The organism is Streptomyces sp. NPDC050439 (assembly GCF_040655335.1).
Lineage (GTDB): Bacteria > Actinomycetota > Actinomycetes > Streptomycetales > Streptomycetaceae > Streptomyces.
On record NZ_JBFAJT010000001.1, the window covers coordinates 1,530,940 to 1,550,019 of the forward strand.

A 19,080-nucleotide genomic window follows, 5' to 3' on the forward strand; every position below is an offset into this window, starting at 1 on the left:
CGTCTCAGTACGAGGAGGCGTGCGCCGGTGGCACCGACACCGACATGGTCATCTCGACCGGCTCGGCACCCTTGTTGTGATAACCGTGCGCCACGTTCGCCTCGAAGGACGCGGCCGACCCGGCGGGCACGAGATGCTCCACGCCGTCCACGAGCAGGGTCAGTTCGCCCGCGGCCACGTGCAGGAGTTCCATCGTCCCCGGCGGGTGCGCGTCGGAGTCACTGCCGTCGCCCGGCATCAGCGTCCACGCCCACAGCTCGAACGGCCCGCGCGCCTCGGTGCCGACCAGGAGCGTCGTGCTGCTGCCCGCCTCCGTGGACCACATGCGCACCGCCTGCTCCGGAGGCACGAGCCGAACGTGCGAGCCCTGTTCGTAGTCGAGGAGCGTGGTGATGCTGACGCCCAGGGCATCGGCGAGCTTCACCGTGATGCCGACGCTGGGGTTGGTCCTGGCCTGCTCGATCTGGATGATCATGCCGCGGCTGACGCCCGCGCGGGCCGCGAGCGCGTCGAGCGTGAAGCCCCGTTCCGAGCGCCAGCGCTTGAGGTTGCGGGCGAGGGACTGGGTGAGCTGATCGAGGTCCGACACATTCCGTCCAATATATTGGATGACAGAGTTTAGGATGTTGAACTACGGTGTGGTGCACCTGAAGGTTCACCACACTGTACTGCGAGGATTTCCGATGACGGCACTGTTCGCCCTGGCCACCAGCCTCCTGTGGGGCCTGGCCGATTTCGGCGGCGGGCTGCTGACCCGGCGCCTGCCCGCGCTCACGGTGGTCGTCGTCTCGCAGACCATCGCCGTGGTCGTCCTCGGGGCGATCGTGGTCGCCACGGGCGGCTGGACGGAGTGGGGACCGCAGCTGTGGTTCGCGGTCGGCGCGGGGCTCGTCGGCCCCGTCGCGATGCTCGCCTTCTACAAGGCCCTGGCGCTCGGCCCGATGGGCGTCGTCTCGCCGCTCGGTTCGCTGGGCGTCGTCGTGCCGGTGGGCGTCGGGCTTCTCCTCGGCGAGCGGCCGGGAGTCCCGCAGTTCGCCGGGATCGCCGTCGCCGTGGTCGGCATCGTCCTCGCGGGCGGCCCTGAGCTGCGCGGTGCCCCCGTACAGCGGCAGGCGGTCCTGCTCACCCTGGTCGCGGCCTTCGGCTTCGGCGGGGTGATGTCGCTCATCGCCGAGGCGTCGAGCAACCTCACGGGCCTGTTCCTCGCCCTGTTCGTGCAGCGCGTGACGAACGTGGCCACCGGCGGCGCGGCCTTGTTCGTCTCGGTCAAGCGGGGCGGCAGGGCGCTCCCCGAGGGCAGCGGACCGCACGTCATCTGGGCGGCGGTCCCGGCCCTGGCCTTCGTCGGCCTCGCGGACGTCGCGGCCAACGGCACGTACTCGGTGGCCGCCCAGAACGGCCCGGTCACCGTGGCCGCCGTGCTCGCCTCCGTCTACCCGGTGGTCACCGCACTCGCCGCACGCCTGGTGCTCAAGGAACGGCTGCGCGGGGTGCAGGCGGCGGGCGCGGGCCTCGCGCTGGTGGGCACGGTACTGCTGGCGAGCTGAGCGGCCGTGCGTCAGACCTGCTCACCGAGGTCGAGGTCGTCCAACTCCCCCAGGGCAAGCAGCTGTTCCGGTGTGACCCCGTCAGGAATCGGCACGGGCGCGGGCGTCCGCAACGGCGGCTGCCACCCCGCATCGGGGTCCCAGGTCCGCACCACGCGGGCCGGCGCTCCCGCGACCACGGCGTGGTCAGGGACATCGCCCCGGACAACCGCCCCCGCGGCCACCACGACATTGCGCCCGATCCTGGCGCCCGGCAGGATCACCGCGTTCGTGCCGATCCAGCAGCCCGGCCCGATCTCGACCGGCTCCATCCGCGGCCACTGCTTGCCGATGGGCGTGTGCGGATCGTCGTACGAGTGGTTCGTGGACGTCACGTAGACCGTGGGCCCGAAGTAGCAGTCGTCGCCGATCGTCACCGTGGTGTCGGCGATGACATGGCTGCCGCGGCCGAGCACGACGCCGTTGCCGATGCGCAGGATCGGGTCGGGGCCGAGGTCCAGGTCGGGCATCATCCCGGCGGTGAGCGTGACCTGCTCACCGATGATGCAGTGATCGCCGATGCGGATCCACGGTTCACCGAAGACGGTCCCCTGCGGGAAGGACAGCTTCGTGCCGTGGCCGATCGCGCCGAACCGCAGCCTGCCGGGCCGCTGGGCGGTGACGGCGCCCGTCCGCTGCACCCAGGCCCAGCCCGCGTGGACGGCGCGCTGGGTCGCGCGGCGCCGCCAGTCGGCGGCCGCGGATGAGAACGTGTTCCTGTTCTTCGGCACGCGCTCACGTTACTCAGCCGCGCGCGGCCCGGTGAGCCCGGACCCCTGTGATCTTCACCCCACAGGGCCGCGGCCCCCGCCCCGTCCCGTACGGTTCCGCCAGGCGCGAGACACGTACGAATGGAGAGTTCCGATGAGCCACGAGGCACTCATCACCGGTTTCGGCGGCAAAAGCCCGCAGATCGATCAGGACGCCTTCACCGCACCCACCTCGGTCATCATCGGCGAGGTGACGCTGCACGCCGGTGCGAGCGCCTGGTACGGGGCGGTGCTGCGCGCGGACGGCGGGCCCATCGTCGTCGGCGCCGACAGCAACATCCAGGACAACTGCAGCCTCCACGTCGACCTGGGCTTCCCCATGACGATCGGCGAGCGGGTCTCGGTCGGCCACAACGCCGTCCTGCACGGCTGCACCGTCGAGGACGACTGCCTCATCGGCATGGGGGCGACGGTCCTCAACGGCGCGGTGATCGGCGCCGGTTCGCTGGTCGCGGCGCAGGCCCTCGTGCCGCAGGGGATGGTCGTGCCGCCCGGCTCACTGGTCGCGGGCGTGCCCGCCAAGGTGCGCCGCCCGCTCACCGACGAGGAGCGCGCGGGCGTCACCCTCAACGGCACCATGTACGTCGAGCTCGCCAAGGCCCACCGGAACGCCCACGCCGGGTGACGTCAGTCGGCGGCCGGAACGGGGACCGGCTCGGCCGCCGTCTTGGCACCGCTGTCGGCCTGCGCCGCCGAACGCGCCTCCGCGGACTTCTTGGCGCGGCGCTTGACCAGCAGCATGGAGCCGACGCCGATCAGGACGGCGATGGCCAGGCCGAAGTACGAGAACCGCTTGAGCCAGTCCTCGGCGACGACACCGATGTAGTAGATGACGGCGGTGGTGCCGCCCGCCCAGACGATGCCGCCCAGGACGTTGGCGATCAGGAACTTCCAGTACGGCATGCGAAGGACGCCGGCCAGGGGTCCCGCGAAGATCCGCAGCAGGGCGACGAAGCGGCCGAAGAAGACCGCCCACATGCCCCACTTCTGGAACGACTGCTCGGCGCTGCCGACGTTCGCGGCACTGAAATGCTTGGGGAATTTGCGTTCGAGCCAGGCAAGAAGTGGCCGGCCGCCCTTGCGTCCGATCGCGTACCCGATGGAGTCGCCGATGATGGCGCCCGCGGTGGCGCAGATCCCGAGGATGACGGGGTTCAACTCGCCGTGCTGCGAGGAGAGCAGTGCGGCGGAGACGAGGACGATCTCACCCGGCAGCGGAATGCCCAGGCTCTCCAGACCGATGACCACGCCCACCAGCGCGTAGATACTGACGGCCGGTACGGTCTCCAGCCATTCCTGGACGTGCAACGCCGGTTCCTCCTGTGCTGATGTGCGTGTACCCGGCGTGCGCGTTCCCCCCAAGGTCGCGCACGCCGGGCAGCCTACCCGCTCACCCGGCGTCGGCCGGGGCGGCATCCCAGAGGTCGCACCTGTGCTCACGGGCCACGGAGGTGCTCAGCTCGTTCCCGCCCGCCGATGCGGTGCGCAGCGAGAGCACCTGGCCGGGCCGCGTCCGCTGGTCGGGCGCGGCCGGCTGGCCGTCGGCGCGCGGCACGCCGCCGTGGACGAACGAGCCCCAGTACTGGACCATCTGCCGGGCAAGAACGCGTTGCTCCGCGTCGAGGGGTGACGCGAGCCCGAAGTGCTTGAAGAAGTACTGCACCTCGTTGACGTGAGTCGCCCCGAAGTCGAACGTCTTGCCCGCCTCCCGGATCGAGGCGAAGGGCGGCGAGGTGCGGTCGGCGAACTCATAGGCGTAGACCGGGCCCCGCCCGGCGAGCGACCTGTCCATGCGCAGCGCCGGGCAGGCGAACATCTGGTCGCCCTGGGCGGCCGCGTAGGCGTGCGTCGGCGAGGCGTGCTCGGCGAGCGGATAGCGCTTGAGCACCTCGGCGCCCAGTTCCGCGCCGTACGCCCGGGTGAGCGCGCCCGGGTACTGCTCCGCTGTCAGCGGTTTGCCCTGCCCGTCGAACTGGCCGTAGGCGAAGAGCCGCCCCTCGTCGCTGTTCGCGCCGTTCAGGACCGGCACGCGCGAGGCGCTTCCGTTCCCGTACGCCTCCTCCGGCTGGACCGGCAGGAAGTCGCCGCCTGCCACCGGGCCCCAGTCGAACCCGGCCTGCGCCGCGAGGATCTTCTCGGCGGGCTTCTCCCGCAGACACGCGAGGGCGGTCGCCAGATCGGGGCAGCCCGCCTTCTTCGCGAACGCCGCGCCCTGCGTGCGGGCCTCCTCGCGCTCGCGGGCGGCGCAGTCCCCGTAGGCGCCGCTCTGCACGATGCCCGCGCGGAAGAGGCCCTTGGCGGTGGGCGAGGCCAGCTGCGTACAGACGGAGCGGCCGCCCGCGGACTCGCCCGCGATGGTGACGCGCTGGCGGTCGCCGCCGAAGGAGCCGATGTTGGCGCGCACCCAGCGCAGCGCGGCCTGCTGGTCGAGCAGCCCGTAGTTGCCCGAGACATGGTCGGGCGCCTCCGCGTCGAGCCCCTTGCCCGCGAGGAAACCCATGGCGCCCAGGCGGTAGTTGACGGTCACCACCACCGTGCCCGTGCGCCGGGCGAAGGTGTCGGGCACGATGTCCTCGCCCGCGCCCGCGGTGAGCCCGCCGCCGTGCAGCCAGACCATGACCGGGCGCTCCTCATGCGCACCGTGACCGCCTTTTGGCACGTAGACGTTGAGGTCGAGGCAGTCCTCGGTGTGGCTGGGGTTCTCGTATCCGGGGTCCCAACTCGACGTCTGTACGCAGCGGTTGCCGAAGGAGGTCGCCTCGCGCACGCCCGGCCAGGACTTGGCGGGGCGCGGCTCCTTCCACCGGAGGCCACCGACGGGCTGCCGGGCGTACGGGATGCCGAGGAACTGCCGCCCCTCGGCGGTGGATTCACCGCGCAGCCACCCCGCGTCCGTGCGGACGAGCGCGCCGCCGCCGGTCCGGGACGGGTCCTTGAGGGCGGGTTGGGCCTGGGCCTGTGCGGTGTACGGGGTGAGCAGGGCCGCGGCGGCGGCGATGACCGTGAGGATGGTTCGGGTGGTGCGCTTGCGTCCCGTTCGACCCGTTCGACCCGTGCGTCTCATGCGGCGACTCCTCTGACGACGTCAACCCTGGCGGCCGGAAACTATGACCACTGGTGACTCGTGTCAATGAGTTGAACAGAAGGCGTGCCGAAACGGCTTGATGGAGTCAGAGCATGGGGTCATGACGAACGGCGCCGCGGCGGTCGGGACCCCCGTGGCCCGGCCGACGCGACGCCGCTGTGTTCAACGAACGTACGGAAGCGAACGCCCGTACGCGACTCAGTTATTGGGGCGCAGGGTCCAGACGACGGTCATCTCGCCGGTCACCGCGCCGTCCTCGCGCTGGATCGCGATGGCCACCGGGAACTCGGGGCGCTGCCCCGCGTCCAGCTCGGCGACGACCTCGGCGGCCGGGCGGCCGAGGGTCGCGGTGGCGGTCACCGGCCCCATGGCGAGCTTCTTGTACGCGATGTCGGCGCTGACGGCGAGCGGCACGGCGCGCGAGAGCTGGTCGCCGAACGCGGCGAGCACGATGGCGCCGCTCGCCGACTCCCCCAGCGTGAACATGGCTCCGGCGTGCGGCCCGCCGACGTGGTTGTGGTACTCGGCCTGGTCGGGCAGGGCGACCACGGCCTTCTCGGGGGTGGTCTCGCGGAACTCGAGGTTCAGCGTCCGGGCCATCGGCACGGTGGCGGCGAGCATCTCGCCTATCGACATCTGGTCAGTGCTCATGGCCGGGATGTTACCCATCAGTAGCGTTCTTTGGCCAGGAGCCTGCGAGGGGTGGATCACGGTCACCTATCGTTGCTGCGCATGTGGCCAGGAGAGCAGCAGCCCGGAGCCGGGCCGAACCAGCCGAATCCGTACCACCAGCCGGGATATCAGCAGCAGGCGCCGTGGAACGCGCCCACCGTTCCCGGCGGCACACCCCAGTCTCCGCAGGGCGGCGGGGGCGGCGGGGGCGGCGGGGGCGGCAACAGGACCAAGGTCATCGCTGTCGTCGCCGCGGCGGCGGTCGTGGTGGCCGCGGGCGTCACCGCCTTCCTTGTCCTCGGCGGCGACAAGGACGACGCCGCGCAGCCGGACCCGACGCAGTCCTCGACCGCGGCACCGAGCACGGCGGGGTCCGACGACTCCGACTCGCGCGGCAACGGCGGCAACCCCGATCCGACGATCCCGGGCTGGCAGACCGTCGTGAATCCCAAGCGCGGCATCGCCTTCGACGTGCCCGCGGGCTGGAAGCTGAAGTCGACGGACTGGGTCGGCTGGGTCTCGGAGGCGGACGATCCGGACGACAAGCCCCTCGTCGCCATCGCCGCTCCGGCGTACCTCAAGGAGAAGTGGTGCGGGGCCGACGAGGACAGGGACGGCAACAAGGACTACTCGCCCCTCGCGGCGGCGGGCACCAAGGGCAACAAGGGGGCCAGGAGCACCGAGGAGGCCGCGCGCAAGGACGCCGAGCTGTGGATCTACGGAGCCTTCACCCAGCCCGACAAGTCGAAGGTCAAGGCCGGGGCCGCCGAGCCCTACACCACGAAATCGGGCCTCAAGGGCAGTCTGGTGACCGCCTCGTCCTCGGGCGTCGAGAAGGAGGGCAAGTGCGACTCGGAGGGCAAGGCCACGGTGTTCGCGTTCAAGGACTCCGAGGGCGCGTTCGCCTCGTGGTCCTTCCACGGCGCGACGGGCGTGGGTGACGAGGTCCCGGACGCCACGGTCAAGAAGATGCTCGGCACGGTGCGCGAGATCAAGTCGCAGCCGTAGTCCTGAACGACCGGGACCCCATGGAGTCCTGAGGCGTTTCGTGCGCTGCGGGGGCTTATGGTCCGATGTGCCGTCCCCGCCACGGGGGCAGCGATGACATCAGGCCACAAGCCCCTCTATGGTTACTGCCCATGTGGCCAGGACAGCAGCCGCCCGGGGGCGAGCAGAACCCGCAGGACCAGAATCCCAATCCGTACCAGCAGCCGGGGTACCAGCAGCCGAACCCTTACCAGCAGCCCGGGTATCAGCAGCAGCAGCCGCACTCCGGCTCCTTCTCGCAGCCCGAGCAGCCGCAGTGGGCGGCGCCCACGCCACCGCCGATGCCGTCCCAGCCGGGCGGCGGCGGTCAGGGCGGCGACGGAAACAAGACGAAGATCACCGCGATCGTCGCGGCGCTCGCCGTCCTGGTGGCCGCGGGTGTCACGGGCTTCCTGGTGCTCGGCGGCGACAAGGACGACGAGGCGGACGGCAAGCCGGACAAGAAGTCACCGGCCAAGTCGGCCTCGCCGAAGCCGAGCCCCAGTGAGTCGGAAGGCGGCTCCGAGCGCGGCACGGACAATGGCCCGAAGCCGACGGTCGAGGGCTGGCAGGTCGTCGTGAACCCCAAGTGGGGCACGGCCTTCGACGTCCCCGCGGACTGGGAGGTCGACACCCCCGGCACCTTCATCGGCTTCGAGGACCGGGAGAAGGGCGACGGCAGCGCGCTCATCGGCATGTCCGCGCCCGCGCACTACAAGCCGAAGTGGTGCTCCTCTGACGACGACAAGGACGGCACCAAGGACGACGTCGCCCTCGGCGCCGTCGGCACCAAGGGCCAGAACGGCGCCAAGAACACCAAGGACGTCGCGCGCAACGACTCCGCGTGGTGGGTCTTCGCCGGGTACACGGGCCAGAAGAAGGCCGACAAGAAGAAGATCAAGGTCGGCAAGGTGGAGTCGTACACCACCACCTCCGGCATCAAGGGCAGCGTTGCCACCTCCACGACGTCGGGTGTCGTCAAGCAGGACAAGTGCGACTCGGACGGCAAGGCCACGACGTTCTCCTTCAAGAACGCCGACGGCGAGTACGTCGCCTGGTCGCTGTACGGCGCCAAGGGCGTGAAGGCCGAGATTCCCGACGCCACGGTGAAGAAGATCCTGAGCACGGTACGGCTGCACGGCGACCCCGAGGAGTCCTGAGCCGCTGAGCCGCGTGCGGGCACCTGACCCCGCGCGGAAACGGTTTGGCAAGTCGGCGTCCCGGCGTGGATAGTCCCCTGGTGACCACTCCCCCCGCCGTGCGCCGCCCCGCCTGGGCCGGCCGCAACTACAGCCTGCTGACCGCCGCCGCGATCGTGACCAATCTGGGCAGCCACGGCGCCCTGATCGCGGCGGCGTTCGCGGTGCTCGACTCGGGCGGCGACGGCGGAGACGTAGGTCTGGTGGCGGCGGCGCGCACGCTGCCGCTCGTGCTGTTCCTGCTCATCGGCGGGGCCGTCGCCGACCGGTTGCCGCGCCACCACGTGATGGTCGCGGCCAACGCGCTCAACTGCGTCTCGCAGGCGGTCTTCGCCGTCCTCGTCATCTCCGGCGCGCCCCCGCTGTGGTCGATGATGCTGCTGACCGCGCTCGGCGGCACCGGTCAGGCCTTCTTCGGCCCGGCGGCCGAAGGCATGCTGATGTCGACCGTCAGCGGCGAACAGGCCAGCCGTGCCTTCGCGATGTACCGCATGGCGATGCAGGGCGCGGGCCTCGGCGGCGCGGCGCTCGGCGGTCTGATGGTCGCCGCGATCGGGCCCGGCTGGGTGCTCGCGGTGGACGCGGTGGCGTTCGCGGTGGCCGCGGCCCTGCGCTCACTCCTCGACGTCAGTCACATCCCGGTGCGGGCGCCCGGCGGCGGGCTGCTCTCCGATCTGCGGGAGGGCTGGCGGGAGTTCGTGGGACGGCCCTGGCTGTGGGCGATCGTCGCGCAGTTCTCGGTGGTGGTGGCGGTGGTCGGCGCCGCCGAGGCGGTCTTCGGGCCGCTGGTCGCCCAGGACGAACTGGGCGGCGCGGGCCCCTGGGGTCTCGCGCTAGGCGCGTTCGGCGCGGGCACGGTCGGCGGCGCGTTCCTGATGATGCGCTGGAAGCCGCGGCGTCTGCTGCTCGCGGGCACCCTGTGCGTCTTCCCGCTGGCCGCCCCGTCGGCGGCGCTCGCGGTGCCGTTGCCGGTGTGGGGGCTCGCGGCGGTGATGTTCGTCAGCGGCGTCGCGATCGAGGTGTTCGGCGTCTCCTGGATGACGGCGATGCATCAGGAGATCCCCGAGGAGAAGCTGTCGCGGGTCGCCGCGTACGACTGGTTCGGCTCGGTCGCGATGGTCCCGCTCGCCACGGCGCTCGCGGGCCCGGCCGAGCTCGCCTTCGGACGTTCGGCGTCGCTGTGGGGCTGCGCGGCCCTCGTGATCCTGGTGACGGCGCTGGTGCTCTTCGTCCCGGACGTACGCAATCTGACGCGCCGCACGGCGTCGAAGGAGATAGCCATGGACCTCACCAAGGCAACCGCCCCCCTGGCCGGCCCCCCGACCACACCCTCAGCCGACGCGGAAGACCCCGTCAGACGGCTCGGGTAAAGCCCCCGCACCCTCACCCCGCACAGGCCACCCACCCCGCCAAGGCAACCGCACCCCTGGCCGGCCCCCCGACCACACCTTCAGCCGACGCGGAAGACCCCGTCAGACGGCTCGGGTAAAGCCCCCGCACCCTCACCCCGCACAGGCCGCCCACCCCGCCAAGGCAACCGCACCCTCAACAGCCCTCCGCAGCCAAGCCTCAACCGCTACTCAAAGCCCCGTCCGGCGGCTCGGCTGAAGCCACCGGGGTCCTCGTCCCACACCGGCCGCCCACCCCACCAAGGCGGCCGCCCCCCAGCCGCGCCAAGCCTCAGCCAATACCGGAAGCCCCGCCCAGCGGCTCAGGTGTAGCCACCGCACCCTCATCCCGCGCCAGCCACCCACCCCGCCGAGGCAGCCCCGCCCCCCCCCGACCGCACCCTCGACAACCCCCGCAACCAACCCTCAGCCGATGCTGAAAGCCCCGTCCGGCGGTTCGGGTGAGGCCACCGCGTCCTCGTCCCGTACCGGCTTCGCGTCGGCGGTGAACAGGCGTAGTGCGGCGCCGTGTTCGACGCGGGCCGGGAAGACGTCGGCCGCTGTTCGCCGGGCCAGCGCCTCGATGTCGATGGCCTCGTGCGAGGCGACGAGCACCGCGTTGCCGAAGCGGCGGCCGCGCAGCACGGTCGGTTCGGCGATCAGCGCGACCTGCCCGAACACCTCGGCGAAGGTGGCGAGCTGGGAGCGCAGGAAGGCGAAGGGCGCCCCGTCGGCCAGGTTCGCCGCGTAGAGGCCGCCCGCGCGCAGCACCCGGTCCGCGGCACGCGCGTAGGCCACCGTCGTCAGATGGGCGGGCACCCGCGAGCCACCGAACACGTCGGCGACCAGGACATCGGCGCTGTCGGCAGCCGCCTCCTCGATCCACTGCCGGGCGTCCGCGCCGTGCACGGTGATCCCGGAGCCCTCGGCCAACGGCAGCCGCTCGGTGACCAGTTCGAGCAGCCCCCGGTCCGCCTCCACCACGTCCTGCCGCGAACCGGGCCGGGTCGCGGCGACGTAGCGGGGCAGGGTGAGCGCGCCGCCGCCGAGGTGGAGCACGTCCAGGGGGCGGTCGGAGTCATCGGCGGTGTCGATGACGTGCGCGAGGCGCTGCGCGTACTCGAACTCCAGGTACGTGGGCGCGTCCAGGTCGACGTACGACTGGGGCGCTCCGTCGACCGTGAGCAGCCAGGCGCGCGGCCGGTCCACGTCCGGCATCAGCTTGGCGGTGCCGTGGTCGACGGCCTTGATGACGGCCATGGCCTCGTCCGCGCGTTCGTCCTCAGTCACCGCTCCATTGTGCCCGCCTCCCCGGGGGGGTGGATCCCCCGCGGGAGGCGGGCGCCGGACGTCAGACGACCTCGGTCACCGTGCCCGCGCCGACGGTCCTGCCGCCCTCGCGGATCGCGAAGCCGAGGCCCGTCTCCAGGGGCATGTCACGGCCGAGCTCGACCGTCATGGTGACGGTGTCGCCGGGCCGGGCGACGGCGGCCTCACCGAGGTCGACGTCGCCGACCACGTCCGCGGTGCGGACGTAGAACTGCGGCCGGTAACCGGTCGCGATCGGCGTCGACCGGCCACCCTCCTTGGTCGACAACACGTACACCTGCGCGGTGAAGCGGCGGCTCGGACTGACGCTGCCCGGCTCCGCGACGACATGCCCGCGTCGTACGGCGTCGCGTGGCACACCACGCAGGAGCAGCGCCACGTTGTCGCCCGCCTGCGCGGACTCCATGGGCTTGCCGAAGGTCTCGAGGCCGGTGACGACGGTCTCCGTCTCCGCGCCGAGCACCTCCACCCGGTCGCCGATACGCACGGTGCCGCGCTCCACGGCCCCGGTGACGACGGTTCCGCGTCCGGTGATGGTGAGCACGTTCTCCACCGAGAGGAGAAAGGGCGCGTCGACGTACCGCTCGGGCATGGGCACATAGGTGTCCACCGCGTCGAGCAGCGCCTCGATGGCCGCGGCCCACCGCGGGTCGCCCTCCAGCGCCTTCAGCCCCGACACCCGTACGACGGGGACGGAGTCGCCCCCGTACCCGTGCGAGGACAGGAGGTCCCGCACCTCCAGTTCGACGAGGTCGATGAGCTCCTCGTCACCCGCGTCGGCCTTGTTGAGCGCGACGACGATGTGGTCGACGCCGACCTGCCGGGCGAGCAGGACGTGCTCGGCGGTCTGCGGCATGATCCCGTCGAGCGCGGAGACGACGAGGATCGCCCCGTCGAGCTGCGCGGCCCCGGTGACCATGTTCTTGATGTAGTCGGCGTGGCCCGGCATGTCCACGTGCGCGTAGTGGCGGGTGTCGGTCTCGTACTCGACGTGCGCGATGTTGATGGTGATGCCGCGCTGCGCCTCCTCGGGGGCGCGGTCGATGCGGTCGAAGGGCACGAACGTGCCGGTGCCGCGCTCGCTGAGGACCTTGGTGATGGCGGCGGTCAGGGTGGTCTTGCCGTGGTCGACGTGGCCCATCGTGCCGATGTTGAGGTGCGGTTTCGTGCGGACGTAAGCCGTCTTGGACATGGCGGTTCCTTCTCCGGAACTCGAAAGCTGAAGTCCTGGGCGCACGTCGTCGCGTGCACGCTCGGGACGGGGACCCCGGGGCCGGACCGACCCTCCCCCTATGGGGTCCGCCGGAGTGTCCGGGGAGGGTCAGCGTCGGGCGCCGTCGACAGGAAATGCTGCGCAGAGGAAAACGGCAGCCTTCGCGACGTCCGCGACTGCGGACGTGTCTGCGGGAAAGGCGTACCGGAACATGTCGCAGATCATTGCCGACGGGCAGGGGTTCGTCGAATGGTTTTCGCCGGGGACGCGGCGGGCTCGTGACGGGAGTGGCCCGTGAAGTCCGCCGTGCGCAGAGGTATTTCAGAGGTTCTTCAGGGCCTCACGCACCGAGAGCGGCGCGAGGCGCCCCCGCTCCCGCTCGACGAAGGCGCGTACGGCGTCCGGATCGGTCTTGGCGTACTCCCGCAGACACCAGCCAATGGCCTTGCGGATGAAGAAGTCGGGGTGCCCCGACCGGCGTACGCAGTAACCGAAGAGGCGTTCCGTGTCGGTGGCGTCCTTGTACCGGAGCTGGTGGAGGAGGGCGGTGCGGGCCACCCACAGATCCTCGTCCTCGATCCAGGCGTCCATCTCGGTCCTGAGCCCCGGGTCGGCGGCGACCAGACCGCCCACGACATGCGCGGCGAGCGCGTCGACCGTGTCCCACCAGGAGACCGTCGTCACGAGGTGGCGCACGACCGGGAGGAAGTCCGAGGGGAGGCGCGTCACATGGCGGCGCAGATAGTCCACGGCGAAGTAGGCGTACTCGCGCTCCGGAAGTTCCCAGCAGCGCAACGCGATCGCCGCGCAGTCGGCCGCGTCGGGGCGCGGAAGTCCGGCGAGCACCGCGCGGGACAGTTGGCGGCGCAACGGCGTGGGCAGGCCGAGGAAGGGGGCGACGTTCCTTATGTACGCCTGTGCCCGCGAGGCCCACTCGGGATCGGCCGGCGTCGTGTAGGCGGCGGTGAGCCGTGCCATGACGGTGTCGGCCAAGTCGCTGTGCGGGACGGTGACACTCATGGACGCACCCTAGAACTGTGACGCCCGTGAGACGTCCCATACGGCGATCACACACATTTGTCAGTTAGTCTCCCCGGATGTTCGACTCAGCCGCCGTCCGTCCGCAAGGCTTCGCCGAGCGCTGCACCAGGGTGCTGTTCTCACCGTGGTCGCGGCTGTCGCTGCTGGTGGCGCTGCTCGCGGCCGCCGGGACGTGTGTACTGCTCTTCGAGCCACAGCGCATCCTGTCCGACGGCTGGCCCGCGCAACTGGGCGGCGCCGCCGCTGTCGTGGTCTTCGCCGTCGCGTACGGCCTGTGCACCACGGCGTTCGTGCCGCGTCCGTTGCTCAATCTGGCGGCAGGCGCTCTGTTCGGGTCGCAGTTGGGCCTCACCGCGGCGATCGCGGGCACGGTCCTCGGCTCCGGGATCGCGTTCGGGCTCGGCAGGATGCTGGGCCAGGACGCGCTGCGCCCACTGCTCCGGGGGCGCTGGCTGAAGGCGGCCGACGGGCAGTTGAGCAGGCACGGCTTCCGCTCGATGCTGGCGGCGCGACTGTTCCCCGGGGTGCCGTTCGCGGCGGCCAACTACTGCGCGTCGGTGTCCCGCATGGGATGGCTGCCGTTCCTGCTCGCCACCGGCCTGGGGTCGATCCCGAACACCGCCGCGTACGTCATCGCGGGCGCCCGCGCCTCCACGCCGACGTCGCCTGTCTTCCTCATCGCGATGGGCTTCATCGCGGTGACGGGGCTTACGGGCGCGGTGGTGGCGTGGTGCAAGCGCCACCACCTGCGCAACCGGTAGGCCGCCGACAGGCGGTGTGCGCCGGACGGCGGCCCTCCGGCGGTCTCGTAACCAAGTGACGCTACGCTGCCCCACGGCAGGGGAGTGATCACCCCTCGCCCGCACACCTCCCGTGTCCCATCACATGACCGCACCCGCAGCCCATGATCCGTACTTGGACGGCGCAGTTTCCATGTCTTGGCTTGAATCCTTCATCCTCGGGCTCGTCCAGGGACTGACCGAGTTCCTCCCGATCTCGTCCAGCGCGCATCTGCGGCTGACCGCGGCGTTCGCGGGCTGGCACGATCCGGGAGCCGCGTTCACCGCGATCACCCAGATCGGCACCGAGGCCGCCGTGCTGATCTACTTCCGCAAGGACATCGCGCGGATCATCTCCGCGTGGACCGGCTCCCTCTTCGGCAAGGTGCCACGCTCCGACCACGACGCGCAGATGGGCTGGCTCGTCATCGTCGGCTCCATCCCGATCGGCGTCCTCGGCGTCACGTTCAAGGACCAGATCGAGGGCCCGTTCCGCGATCTGCGGCTCATCGCCACGACACTGATCGTGATGGGCATCGTCCTCGGCATCGCGGACCGTCTGGCGGCCCGCGACGAGGCCGGCGGCAAGCACCGCGCCATCAAGGAGCGCAAGAGCCTGAAGGAACTGGGCGTCCGCGACGGCCTGATCTTCGGCATGTGCCAGGCGATGGCCCTGATCCCGGGCGTCTCCCGCTCCGGCGCCACCATCAGCGGCGGCCTGCTCATGGGCTACACCCGCGAGGCCGCGGCCCGCTACTCGTTCCTGCTCGCCATCCCGGCGGTCCTCGCCTCCGGCGTCTTCGAGCTCAAGGACGCGAGCGAGGGCGGCCATGTCTCCTGGGGCCCGACGATCTTCGCGACGATCGTCGCTTTCCTTGTCGGTTACGCCGTCATCGCGTGGTTCATGAAGTTCATCACCACCAAGAGCTTCATGCCGTTCGTGTACTACCGGATCATCCTCGGCATCGTGCTGTTCGTGCTGGTCGGGATGGGTGTACTGAGCCCGCACGCGGGAGAGTCGGCGGGATAGCGCCGGGCGCTGACTGAGGGCCCGTATCCGGGGAAGCCGGATGGCATGGCTGTTCTCAGGAAATGCGCACGCCCGTTGCTCGCCTCGGTCTTCCTGTCGGGAGGCTTCAGTACCCTCCGGAACCCCAAGCGCGTGGCTCCGGCGGCGGAGCCTGTCGCGGTTCCGCTGAGCTCCAAGATCTCCCGGCTGCCGCAGGACCCCGAACGCCTGGTCCGCATCAACGGCGCGGTGCAGCTCGGTGCCGGCGCGATGCTGGCCACCGGGCGGGTTCCGCGTGTCGCCGCGCTCGCCCTTGCCGGATCCCTCGTGCCCACGACGCTGGCCGGGCACGCCTGGTGGAAGGAGGAGGACCCGGAGCGCCGAGCGGCTCAGCGCACCCAGTTCATCAAGAACCTCTCCCTGCTCGGTGGCCTGCTGCTCGCGGCGGCCGACACCCACGGCAAGCCCTCCCTCGCGTACCGCGGCCGCAGCGCCGCCAAGTCCGGCGCCACCCGCGGCCGCTCCGCCGTGAAGTCCGGCGCCCATCGCGGCCGTGGCGCTGCGGAGGCCGGGCGGCGGGTCGCCGGCAACGCAGGGCGCGATGCCAAGGGCGTGCTGAACGACGCCAGGGGCGCGCTGAACAAGGTGGCCGGGTCGTTGTGACCAATGGCATGCCGAAAGACCCTCTTCAGGAGGGTTTGGCCGTCCTACGGTGAAGGGATGTCGCCCCTCGCCCGCATCAGCGCCTCGTACGCCCCGCGCTTCGCCGAGTTCGCCTTCGAGCCCGGATTCACGGCCGCCGTGGACCAGCACGTCGCGGAGCTGCGGGACCGTCTCGAGATGGGCGGGGCCGGGCTCGTGCCGCCGGCGCCGGACCCGGAGATCCTCGCGGACTACGCCCTGGGGTTCCTCGACGCGCTGGCCGAGAACGGGTGGCGGGAGCCGGTGGGCCACGACTACGCGGTGTGCCGCCTCACCGCCATCTCCTGGCTGGTGAGGCGGCACGACCTGGTGCCGGAGTCCTCCGGGGCCTGAGGCAGTCCGAGGACGGCCCCGGACCCCGGACCGGTCACATGCCGTCTCGCATGTCGTCGTCACGCAGGTGGCTGCCCGTGTCCGTGCCCGTGCCGGGGCGCGTGCGCTCCCGCGCGGGCTGGTTGGTCATCGCGTCCTGACGCCCCGCCTGGTAGGCGCTGACGCTGCCGCGGGCCTTGGCCGTCTCCTGCTCCGCCGTGTTCAGCCAGCGCTCCCAGCGCTGCCGCATCGGGCCGATGAGGCCACCGCCCACGCCGACGATCAGGATGCCGGCCCCGGCCGCGAGCGCCGCGTAGAGCACCGGCTGGGTGACCGTGGTGGCGATGCCCGCCTGACCGAGGGCCGCGAACACACCGAGGACCACGATGCAGGCCCACGCGATCGTGCCGATGGTCTTCCCGTACGACATCGAGGACAGGGCGCTGCTGACGATGTCGCGCACGATGTTGGCGACCGCCATGGCGACGACCATCAGGACGATGGCGACGACGCCGCGCGGGATCCAGGAGACGATGCCGTCGAGCATCGTGGAGACCGGGTTGCTGCCGAAGACACCGAAGCCCAGCTGCAGGGTGATCAGGAGCAGGGCGAAGTAGATGACCTTGCAGACGATCCCCGTCATGTCGTACTTGGAGTTCGCCAGCATGCGGGACGCGCCCGCCCGTTCGGCGAGCTTCTCCGAGCCGACCTTGCGCAGGACCCGGTCGAGGACCCGCGCGATCATCTTCGACACGAACCAGCCGATGACCAGGACGACCAGGAAGCCGATCAGCTTCGGCACGAACTGAGCGACCTTCGACCAGGCGTCGTCGAGGCCTTGGGTGAAGTCCACGGAGAGACTTATGTACTGAGACATGAGTGGTCCTCCACTCGGTGGGCCCCGGCCGCCACAACGGCGTCAGGGCGATGAATCCCCCACGGCGCGCGGCTTCCGGCGCGTCCCTTCTCCCCTGGATATCAGGGGTCACGGCCCGGGACGGCGCGGTGATGAGCCGTACGGGTGACGGCGTGCGACGGGCCGCTTCGCTGTGCGTCCGCTCACTTGGCGGAGGTGAACGGTAGCTGAGAGTTCCGATTGTCGTAGGCATCCCCTAGGCTTGACTCATGCCCTTAACCCCTCAGCCCCTTGGTTCCGCACGGTCTGCCGCGGAACTGAACGAGCGGATCCGCGGCCTGTGGATGCGCGCCGGCGGACGTCTCTCGGCCGAACAGCGCCGTGAGTACGAACAGTTGGTGACCGAATGGGCTGCGGCCGTACGCGAAGAGGTCGTCAGGGCGGCCTAGTACGGTCCGTTGCAGGTCCGCAGCAGGTCCGCAGCAGCCCCCCACCCCTGAGATGCTCACCCCGGAGATGCTCACACCCGAGACGTGAACTCCCTTATACGAGCGAGGGTTTGCGCCGTCTCGGTGTGTACGTGACCTGCCGTACCCAGCGCCCGCGCCGCCGCGACATTGCCGGAGGTGTCGTCGATGAACAGTGCCCGCTCGGGCTCGACGGCGAGCAGCCGCAGTGCGATGTCGTAGATCCGCCGGTCCGGTTTGGCGCATCCGACCTCACAGGACAGGACGAGACGGTCGGCGATGTCCGTCAGGCCGCCGTCCTCCATCCGCTCGCGCAGACCGGGCCAGGTGTTGCTGACCACGGCCGTGCGGACGCCCCGCTTCCGCAGGCCGCGCAGGCACGCCACGAGCTCCTCGTCCCAGCTCTCCCTGGCCGCCAGGTCCCGGCGCAGCTCGGCGATCACGTCCGGTTCCGTGCGCAGCCGCCCCCGGACGGTCTGCCACCAGGCGTCCTCACTGACGCGGCCGATGAGGACCCCGGAATCGTTTCCCTCGTAGAGGGCGGCCATGAAGGCGGTGGGCGTGAGGCCAAGACGCCGTCCCCAGGCTGTCGCGACGGCGGGCAGGTACTCGCGGACGAGCACACCGCCGACGTCGATCAGTACGCCGCGGGCGTGCGGGCTCATGTGCCGTACTTTCGCCGCGGCACGCCCCCGCCGTCAACGGTTGCCGCGTCAGCCCTTGCCCTGGCGCGCCTTCCTCGCCACGCGGCGCTTCTGCCGCCCCGTCAGTTCCTTGCGATTGCCCTGCCGCTTGTACGCCGCGATGCGCTGCTCGTTCTTCACCGGTTCCCCCAGCTCGGAGTGTTCCTGCTTGCTTCAACGGACCTTGTACGGAGGTGGAACTGCCGTGCATAGTAAGTCAGTTGGGCCGACTTCGACCCCCTTCTGACCGCGCCGCACGTGCCACGTGCCCACGCCCGTCCTGGCACGTTCCTGCACGCCTCTTGGCTGCGCACCCCCCGTGCCCAACACTGACCCGATGACGCAGCGCGTGGAACTCGCCGCCGTGATGGACCGGTTGGCCATCGACTCCCTCATCACCGAGTACGCAGTGACCGTCGACGACGGCGACTGGGACGCCTATCAACGGCTCTTCACCCCGGACGGCCGCGCCGACTACAGCTCGGCGGGCGGCGTGGACGCGAGCGCCGCGGAGGTGGCCGTATGGCTGGCCGGGACGATGCGGCTCTTCCCGATGCGGCAGCATCTGATCGTCAACCGGCGGCTGCGCTTCGGGACACTCGATCAGGACGTCGGTGACGTGGCGCAGGTCCAGGCGGACTACGTGAACCCCATGCGCTTCACCTCGGGCGAGGGCGGGGAGAAGGGCGAGGCCGGGGAGAAGGGCGCGGGCGGCGCGGAATCCTCGGCGCCGGACTTCATCTGCGGCGGCCGCTACGCCTTCACGGCCCTGCGTACGGAGCAGGGCTGGCGGCTGAGTCAGGTGACCGTGCAGGAGAAGTGGCGCCAGATGAAGGAACGGTCCACGACCCGCCCGGCCGGCTAGGGCCCTTCTGACGGATCTCCGTGGGAGAAGGAGCGGCGTTCGGTGCGTGCGCTCGGCGCGCGGTGTGAAGGGTCATGTGGCGGAGCCACCTGTCCCTT

Annotated in this window: 21 protein-coding genes; 11 read left to right on the forward strand and 10 right to left on the reverse strand. The window is 70.9% G+C overall.

The window, feature by feature from the left end; all coding sequences use genetic code 11:
- Window positions 1-4: 4 nt before the first annotated feature.
- Entirely contained in the window at window positions 5-589 is a 585-nt protein-coding gene (locus AB0I66_RS06865; protein WP_363206611.1) for an XRE family transcriptional regulator, read from the reverse strand.
- A gap of 94 nt (window positions 590-683) precedes the next feature.
- On the opposite strand from AB0I66_RS06865, the gene AB0I66_RS06870 reads away from it, so the two are divergent.
- The gene (locus AB0I66_RS06870; protein WP_363206612.1) at window positions 684-1,547 is read left to right on the forward strand and encodes a DMT family transporter; all 864 of its coding nucleotides are present in this window, start codon (window positions 684-686) and stop codon (window positions 1,545-1,547) included.
- Window positions 1,548-1,558: 11 nt separating this feature from the next.
- On the opposite strand, the gene AB0I66_RS06875 is transcribed toward AB0I66_RS06870, so the two are convergent.
- Window positions 1,559-2,317: an acyltransferase gene (locus tag AB0I66_RS06875; RefSeq protein ID WP_363206613.1), complete on the reverse strand. Its 759-nt coding sequence runs from the start codon at window positions 2,315-2,317 to the stop codon at window positions 1,559-1,561.
- Between the two features lie 133 nt (window positions 2,318-2,450).
- Between AB0I66_RS06875 and AB0I66_RS06880 the strand changes: the two genes are divergently transcribed.
- Window positions 2,451-2,981: a gamma carbonic anhydrase family protein gene (locus AB0I66_RS06880; RefSeq protein WP_363206614.1), complete on the forward strand. Its 531-nt coding sequence runs from the start codon at window positions 2,451-2,453 to the stop codon at window positions 2,979-2,981.
- Window positions 2,982-2,983: 2 nt separating this feature from the next.
- On the opposite strand, the gene AB0I66_RS06885 is transcribed toward AB0I66_RS06880, so the two are convergent.
- From AB0I66_RS06885 to AB0I66_RS06895, 3 genes are all read right to left on the reverse strand, one after another.
- Complete coding sequence (locus AB0I66_RS06885; protein ID WP_363206615.1) at window positions 2,984-3,664, reverse strand: DedA family protein; 681 nt, start codon at window positions 3,662-3,664, stop codon at window positions 2,984-2,986.
- Between the two features lie 82 nt (window positions 3,665-3,746).
- Window positions 3,747-5,420, reverse strand: a complete 1,674-nt coding sequence (locus tag AB0I66_RS06890; protein ID WP_363206616.1) for a carboxylesterase family protein — start codon at window positions 5,418-5,420, stop codon at window positions 3,747-3,749.
- A gap of 219 nt (window positions 5,421-5,639) precedes the next feature.
- On the reverse strand, window positions 5,640-6,077 hold the full coding sequence (locus AB0I66_RS06895) for a DUF4442 domain-containing protein (RefSeq protein WP_363206715.1): 438 nt from the start codon (window positions 6,075-6,077) through the stop codon (window positions 5,640-5,642).
- A gap of 96 nt (window positions 6,078-6,173) precedes the next feature.
- On the opposite strand from AB0I66_RS06895, the gene AB0I66_RS06900 reads away from it, so the two are divergent.
- From AB0I66_RS06900 to AB0I66_RS06910, 3 genes are all read left to right on the forward strand, one after another.
- Window positions 6,174-7,121, forward strand: a complete 948-nt coding sequence (locus tag AB0I66_RS06900; RefSeq protein ID WP_363206617.1) for a hypothetical protein — start codon at window positions 6,174-6,176, stop codon at window positions 7,119-7,121.
- A 131-nt stretch (window positions 7,122-7,252) separates the two neighbouring features.
- Window positions 7,253-8,299 carry a hypothetical protein gene (locus AB0I66_RS06905; RefSeq protein WP_363206618.1) on the forward strand — a complete coding sequence of 349 codons (1,047 nt, stop codon included), beginning with the start codon at window positions 7,253-7,255 and terminating at the stop codon, window positions 8,297-8,299.
- Window positions 8,300-8,376: 77 nt separating this feature from the next.
- A complete protein-coding gene (locus tag AB0I66_RS06910) occupies window positions 8,377-9,708 on the forward strand; it encodes an MFS transporter (protein ID WP_363206716.1) in 1,332 nt (443 codons plus the stop codon).
- A 444-nt stretch (window positions 9,709-10,152) separates the two neighbouring features.
- On the opposite strand, the gene AB0I66_RS06915 is transcribed toward AB0I66_RS06910, so the two are convergent.
- From AB0I66_RS06915 to AB0I66_RS06925, 3 genes are all read right to left on the reverse strand, one after another.
- Complete coding sequence (locus tag AB0I66_RS06915; protein WP_363206717.1) at window positions 10,153-10,986, reverse strand: fused MFS/spermidine synthase; 834 nt, start codon at window positions 10,984-10,986, stop codon at window positions 10,153-10,155.
- 91 nt (window positions 10,987-11,077) lie between these two features.
- Complete coding sequence (gene tuf, locus AB0I66_RS06920) at window positions 11,078-12,247, reverse strand: elongation factor Tu (protein WP_363206619.1); 1,170 nt, start codon at window positions 12,245-12,247, stop codon at window positions 11,078-11,080.
- A 342-nt stretch (window positions 12,248-12,589) separates the two neighbouring features.
- A complete protein-coding gene (locus AB0I66_RS06925) occupies window positions 12,590-13,288 on the reverse strand; it encodes a DNA alkylation repair protein (RefSeq protein WP_363206620.1) in 699 nt (232 codons plus the stop codon).
- Window positions 13,289-13,365: 77 nt separating this feature from the next.
- Here AB0I66_RS06925 and AB0I66_RS06930 point away from each other — a divergent pair, with 77 nt between their 5' ends.
- The 4 genes from AB0I66_RS06930 (at window position 13,366) to AB0I66_RS06945 (ending at window position 16,132) form a co-directional block, all read left to right on the forward strand.
- Window positions 13,366-14,070, forward strand: a complete 705-nt coding sequence (locus tag AB0I66_RS06930) for a TVP38/TMEM64 family protein (protein ID WP_363206621.1) — start codon at window positions 13,366-13,368, stop codon at window positions 14,068-14,070.
- Window positions 14,071-14,242: 172 nt separating this feature from the next.
- Window positions 14,243-15,118, forward strand: coding sequence for an undecaprenyl-diphosphate phosphatase (locus AB0I66_RS06935; RefSeq protein WP_363206622.1), 876 nt, complete (start codon window positions 14,243-14,245; stop codon window positions 15,116-15,118).
- Between the two features lie 45 nt (window positions 15,119-15,163).
- Window positions 15,164-15,760, forward strand: a complete 597-nt coding sequence (locus AB0I66_RS06940; RefSeq protein WP_363206623.1) for a DoxX family protein — start codon at window positions 15,164-15,166, stop codon at window positions 15,758-15,760.
- 57 nt (window positions 15,761-15,817) lie between these two features.
- Entirely contained in the window at window positions 15,818-16,132 is a 315-nt protein-coding gene (locus AB0I66_RS06945; RefSeq protein ID WP_363206624.1) for a DUF6401 family natural product biosynthesis protein, read from the forward strand.
- A 34-nt stretch (window positions 16,133-16,166) separates the two neighbouring features.
- On the opposite strand, the gene AB0I66_RS06950 is transcribed toward AB0I66_RS06945, so the two are convergent.
- Complete coding sequence (locus AB0I66_RS06950; protein WP_363206625.1) at window positions 16,167-16,988, reverse strand: hypothetical protein; 822 nt, start codon at window positions 16,986-16,988, stop codon at window positions 16,167-16,169.
- 248 nt (window positions 16,989-17,236) lie between these two features.
- Here AB0I66_RS06950 and AB0I66_RS06955 point away from each other — a divergent pair, with 248 nt between their 5' ends.
- On the forward strand, window positions 17,237-17,416 hold the full coding sequence (locus tag AB0I66_RS06955; protein ID WP_363206626.1) for a hypothetical protein: 180 nt from the start codon (window positions 17,237-17,239) through the stop codon (window positions 17,414-17,416).
- Between the two features lie 71 nt (window positions 17,417-17,487).
- Here the strand turns inward: AB0I66_RS06955 and AB0I66_RS06960 are convergent, their stop codons facing one another.
- The gene (locus AB0I66_RS06960) at window positions 17,488-18,099 is read right to left on the reverse strand and encodes an HAD family phosphatase (protein WP_363206627.1); all 612 of its coding nucleotides are present in this window, start codon (window positions 18,097-18,099) and stop codon (window positions 17,488-17,490) included.
- A 355-nt stretch (window positions 18,100-18,454) separates the two neighbouring features.
- Between AB0I66_RS06960 and AB0I66_RS06965 the strand changes: the two genes are divergently transcribed.
- A complete protein-coding gene (locus AB0I66_RS06965) occupies window positions 18,455-18,982 on the forward strand; it encodes a nuclear transport factor 2 family protein (protein ID WP_363206628.1) in 528 nt (175 codons plus the stop codon).
- The last annotated feature ends 98 nt before the right edge of the window (window positions 18,983-19,080 follow it).

Excerpts from the sequence above, each read along its gene's own strand:
- AB0I66_RS06915 (WP_363206717.1), bottom strand. The coding sequence starts at position 10,986 with ATGGCCGTCATCAAGGCCGTCGACCACGGCACCGCCAAGCTGATGCCG.
- AB0I66_RS06965 (WP_363206628.1), top strand. The coding sequence starts at position 18,455 with ATGACGCAGCGCGTGGAACTCGCCGCCGTGATGGACCGGTTGGCCATC.
- AB0I66_RS06935 (WP_363206622.1), top strand. The coding sequence starts at position 14,243 with ATGTCTTGGCTTGAATCCTTCATCCTCGGGCTCGTCCAGGGACTGACC.
- AB0I66_RS06900 (WP_363206617.1), top strand. The coding sequence starts at position 6,174 with ATGTGGCCAGGAGAGCAGCAGCCCGGAGCCGGGCCGAACCAGCCGAAT.
- AB0I66_RS06960 (WP_363206627.1), bottom strand. The coding sequence starts at position 18,099 with ATGAGCCCGCACGCCCGCGGCGTACTGATCGACGTCGGCGGTGTGCTC.
- AB0I66_RS06925 (WP_363206620.1), bottom strand. The coding sequence starts at position 13,288 with ATGAGTGTCACCGTCCCGCACAGCGACTTGGCCGACACCGTCATGGCA.
- AB0I66_RS06880 (WP_363206614.1), top strand. The coding sequence starts at position 2,451 with ATGAGCCACGAGGCACTCATCACCGGTTTCGGCGGCAAAAGCCCGCAG.
- tuf (WP_363206619.1), bottom strand. The coding sequence starts at position 12,247 with ATGTCCAAGACGGCTTACGTCCGCACGAAACCGCACCTCAACATCGGC.
- AB0I66_RS06905 (WP_363206618.1), top strand. The coding sequence starts at position 7,253 with ATGTGGCCAGGACAGCAGCCGCCCGGGGGCGAGCAGAACCCGCAGGAC.
- AB0I66_RS06950 (WP_363206625.1), bottom strand. The coding sequence starts at position 16,988 with ATGTCTCAGTACATAAGTCTCTCCGTGGACTTCACCCAAGGCCTCGAC.
- AB0I66_RS06890 (WP_363206616.1), bottom strand. The coding sequence starts at position 5,420 with ATGAGACGCACGGGTCGAACGGGTCGAACGGGACGCAAGCGCACCACC.
- AB0I66_RS06930 (WP_363206621.1), top strand. The coding sequence starts at position 13,366 with ATGTTCGACTCAGCCGCCGTCCGTCCGCAAGGCTTCGCCGAGCGCTGC.
- AB0I66_RS06940 (WP_363206623.1), top strand. The coding sequence starts at position 15,164 with ATGGCTGTTCTCAGGAAATGCGCACGCCCGTTGCTCGCCTCGGTCTTC.
- AB0I66_RS06870 (WP_363206612.1), top strand. The coding sequence starts at position 684 with ATGACGGCACTGTTCGCCCTGGCCACCAGCCTCCTGTGGGGCCTGGCC.
- AB0I66_RS06945 (WP_363206624.1), top strand. The coding sequence starts at position 15,818 with ATGTCGCCCCTCGCCCGCATCAGCGCCTCGTACGCCCCGCGCTTCGCC.
- AB0I66_RS06955 (WP_363206626.1), top strand. The coding sequence starts at position 17,237 with ATGCCCTTAACCCCTCAGCCCCTTGGTTCCGCACGGTCTGCCGCGGAA.
- AB0I66_RS06895 (WP_363206715.1), bottom strand. The coding sequence starts at position 6,077 with ATGTCGATAGGCGAGATGCTCGCCGCCACCGTGCCGATGGCCCGGACG.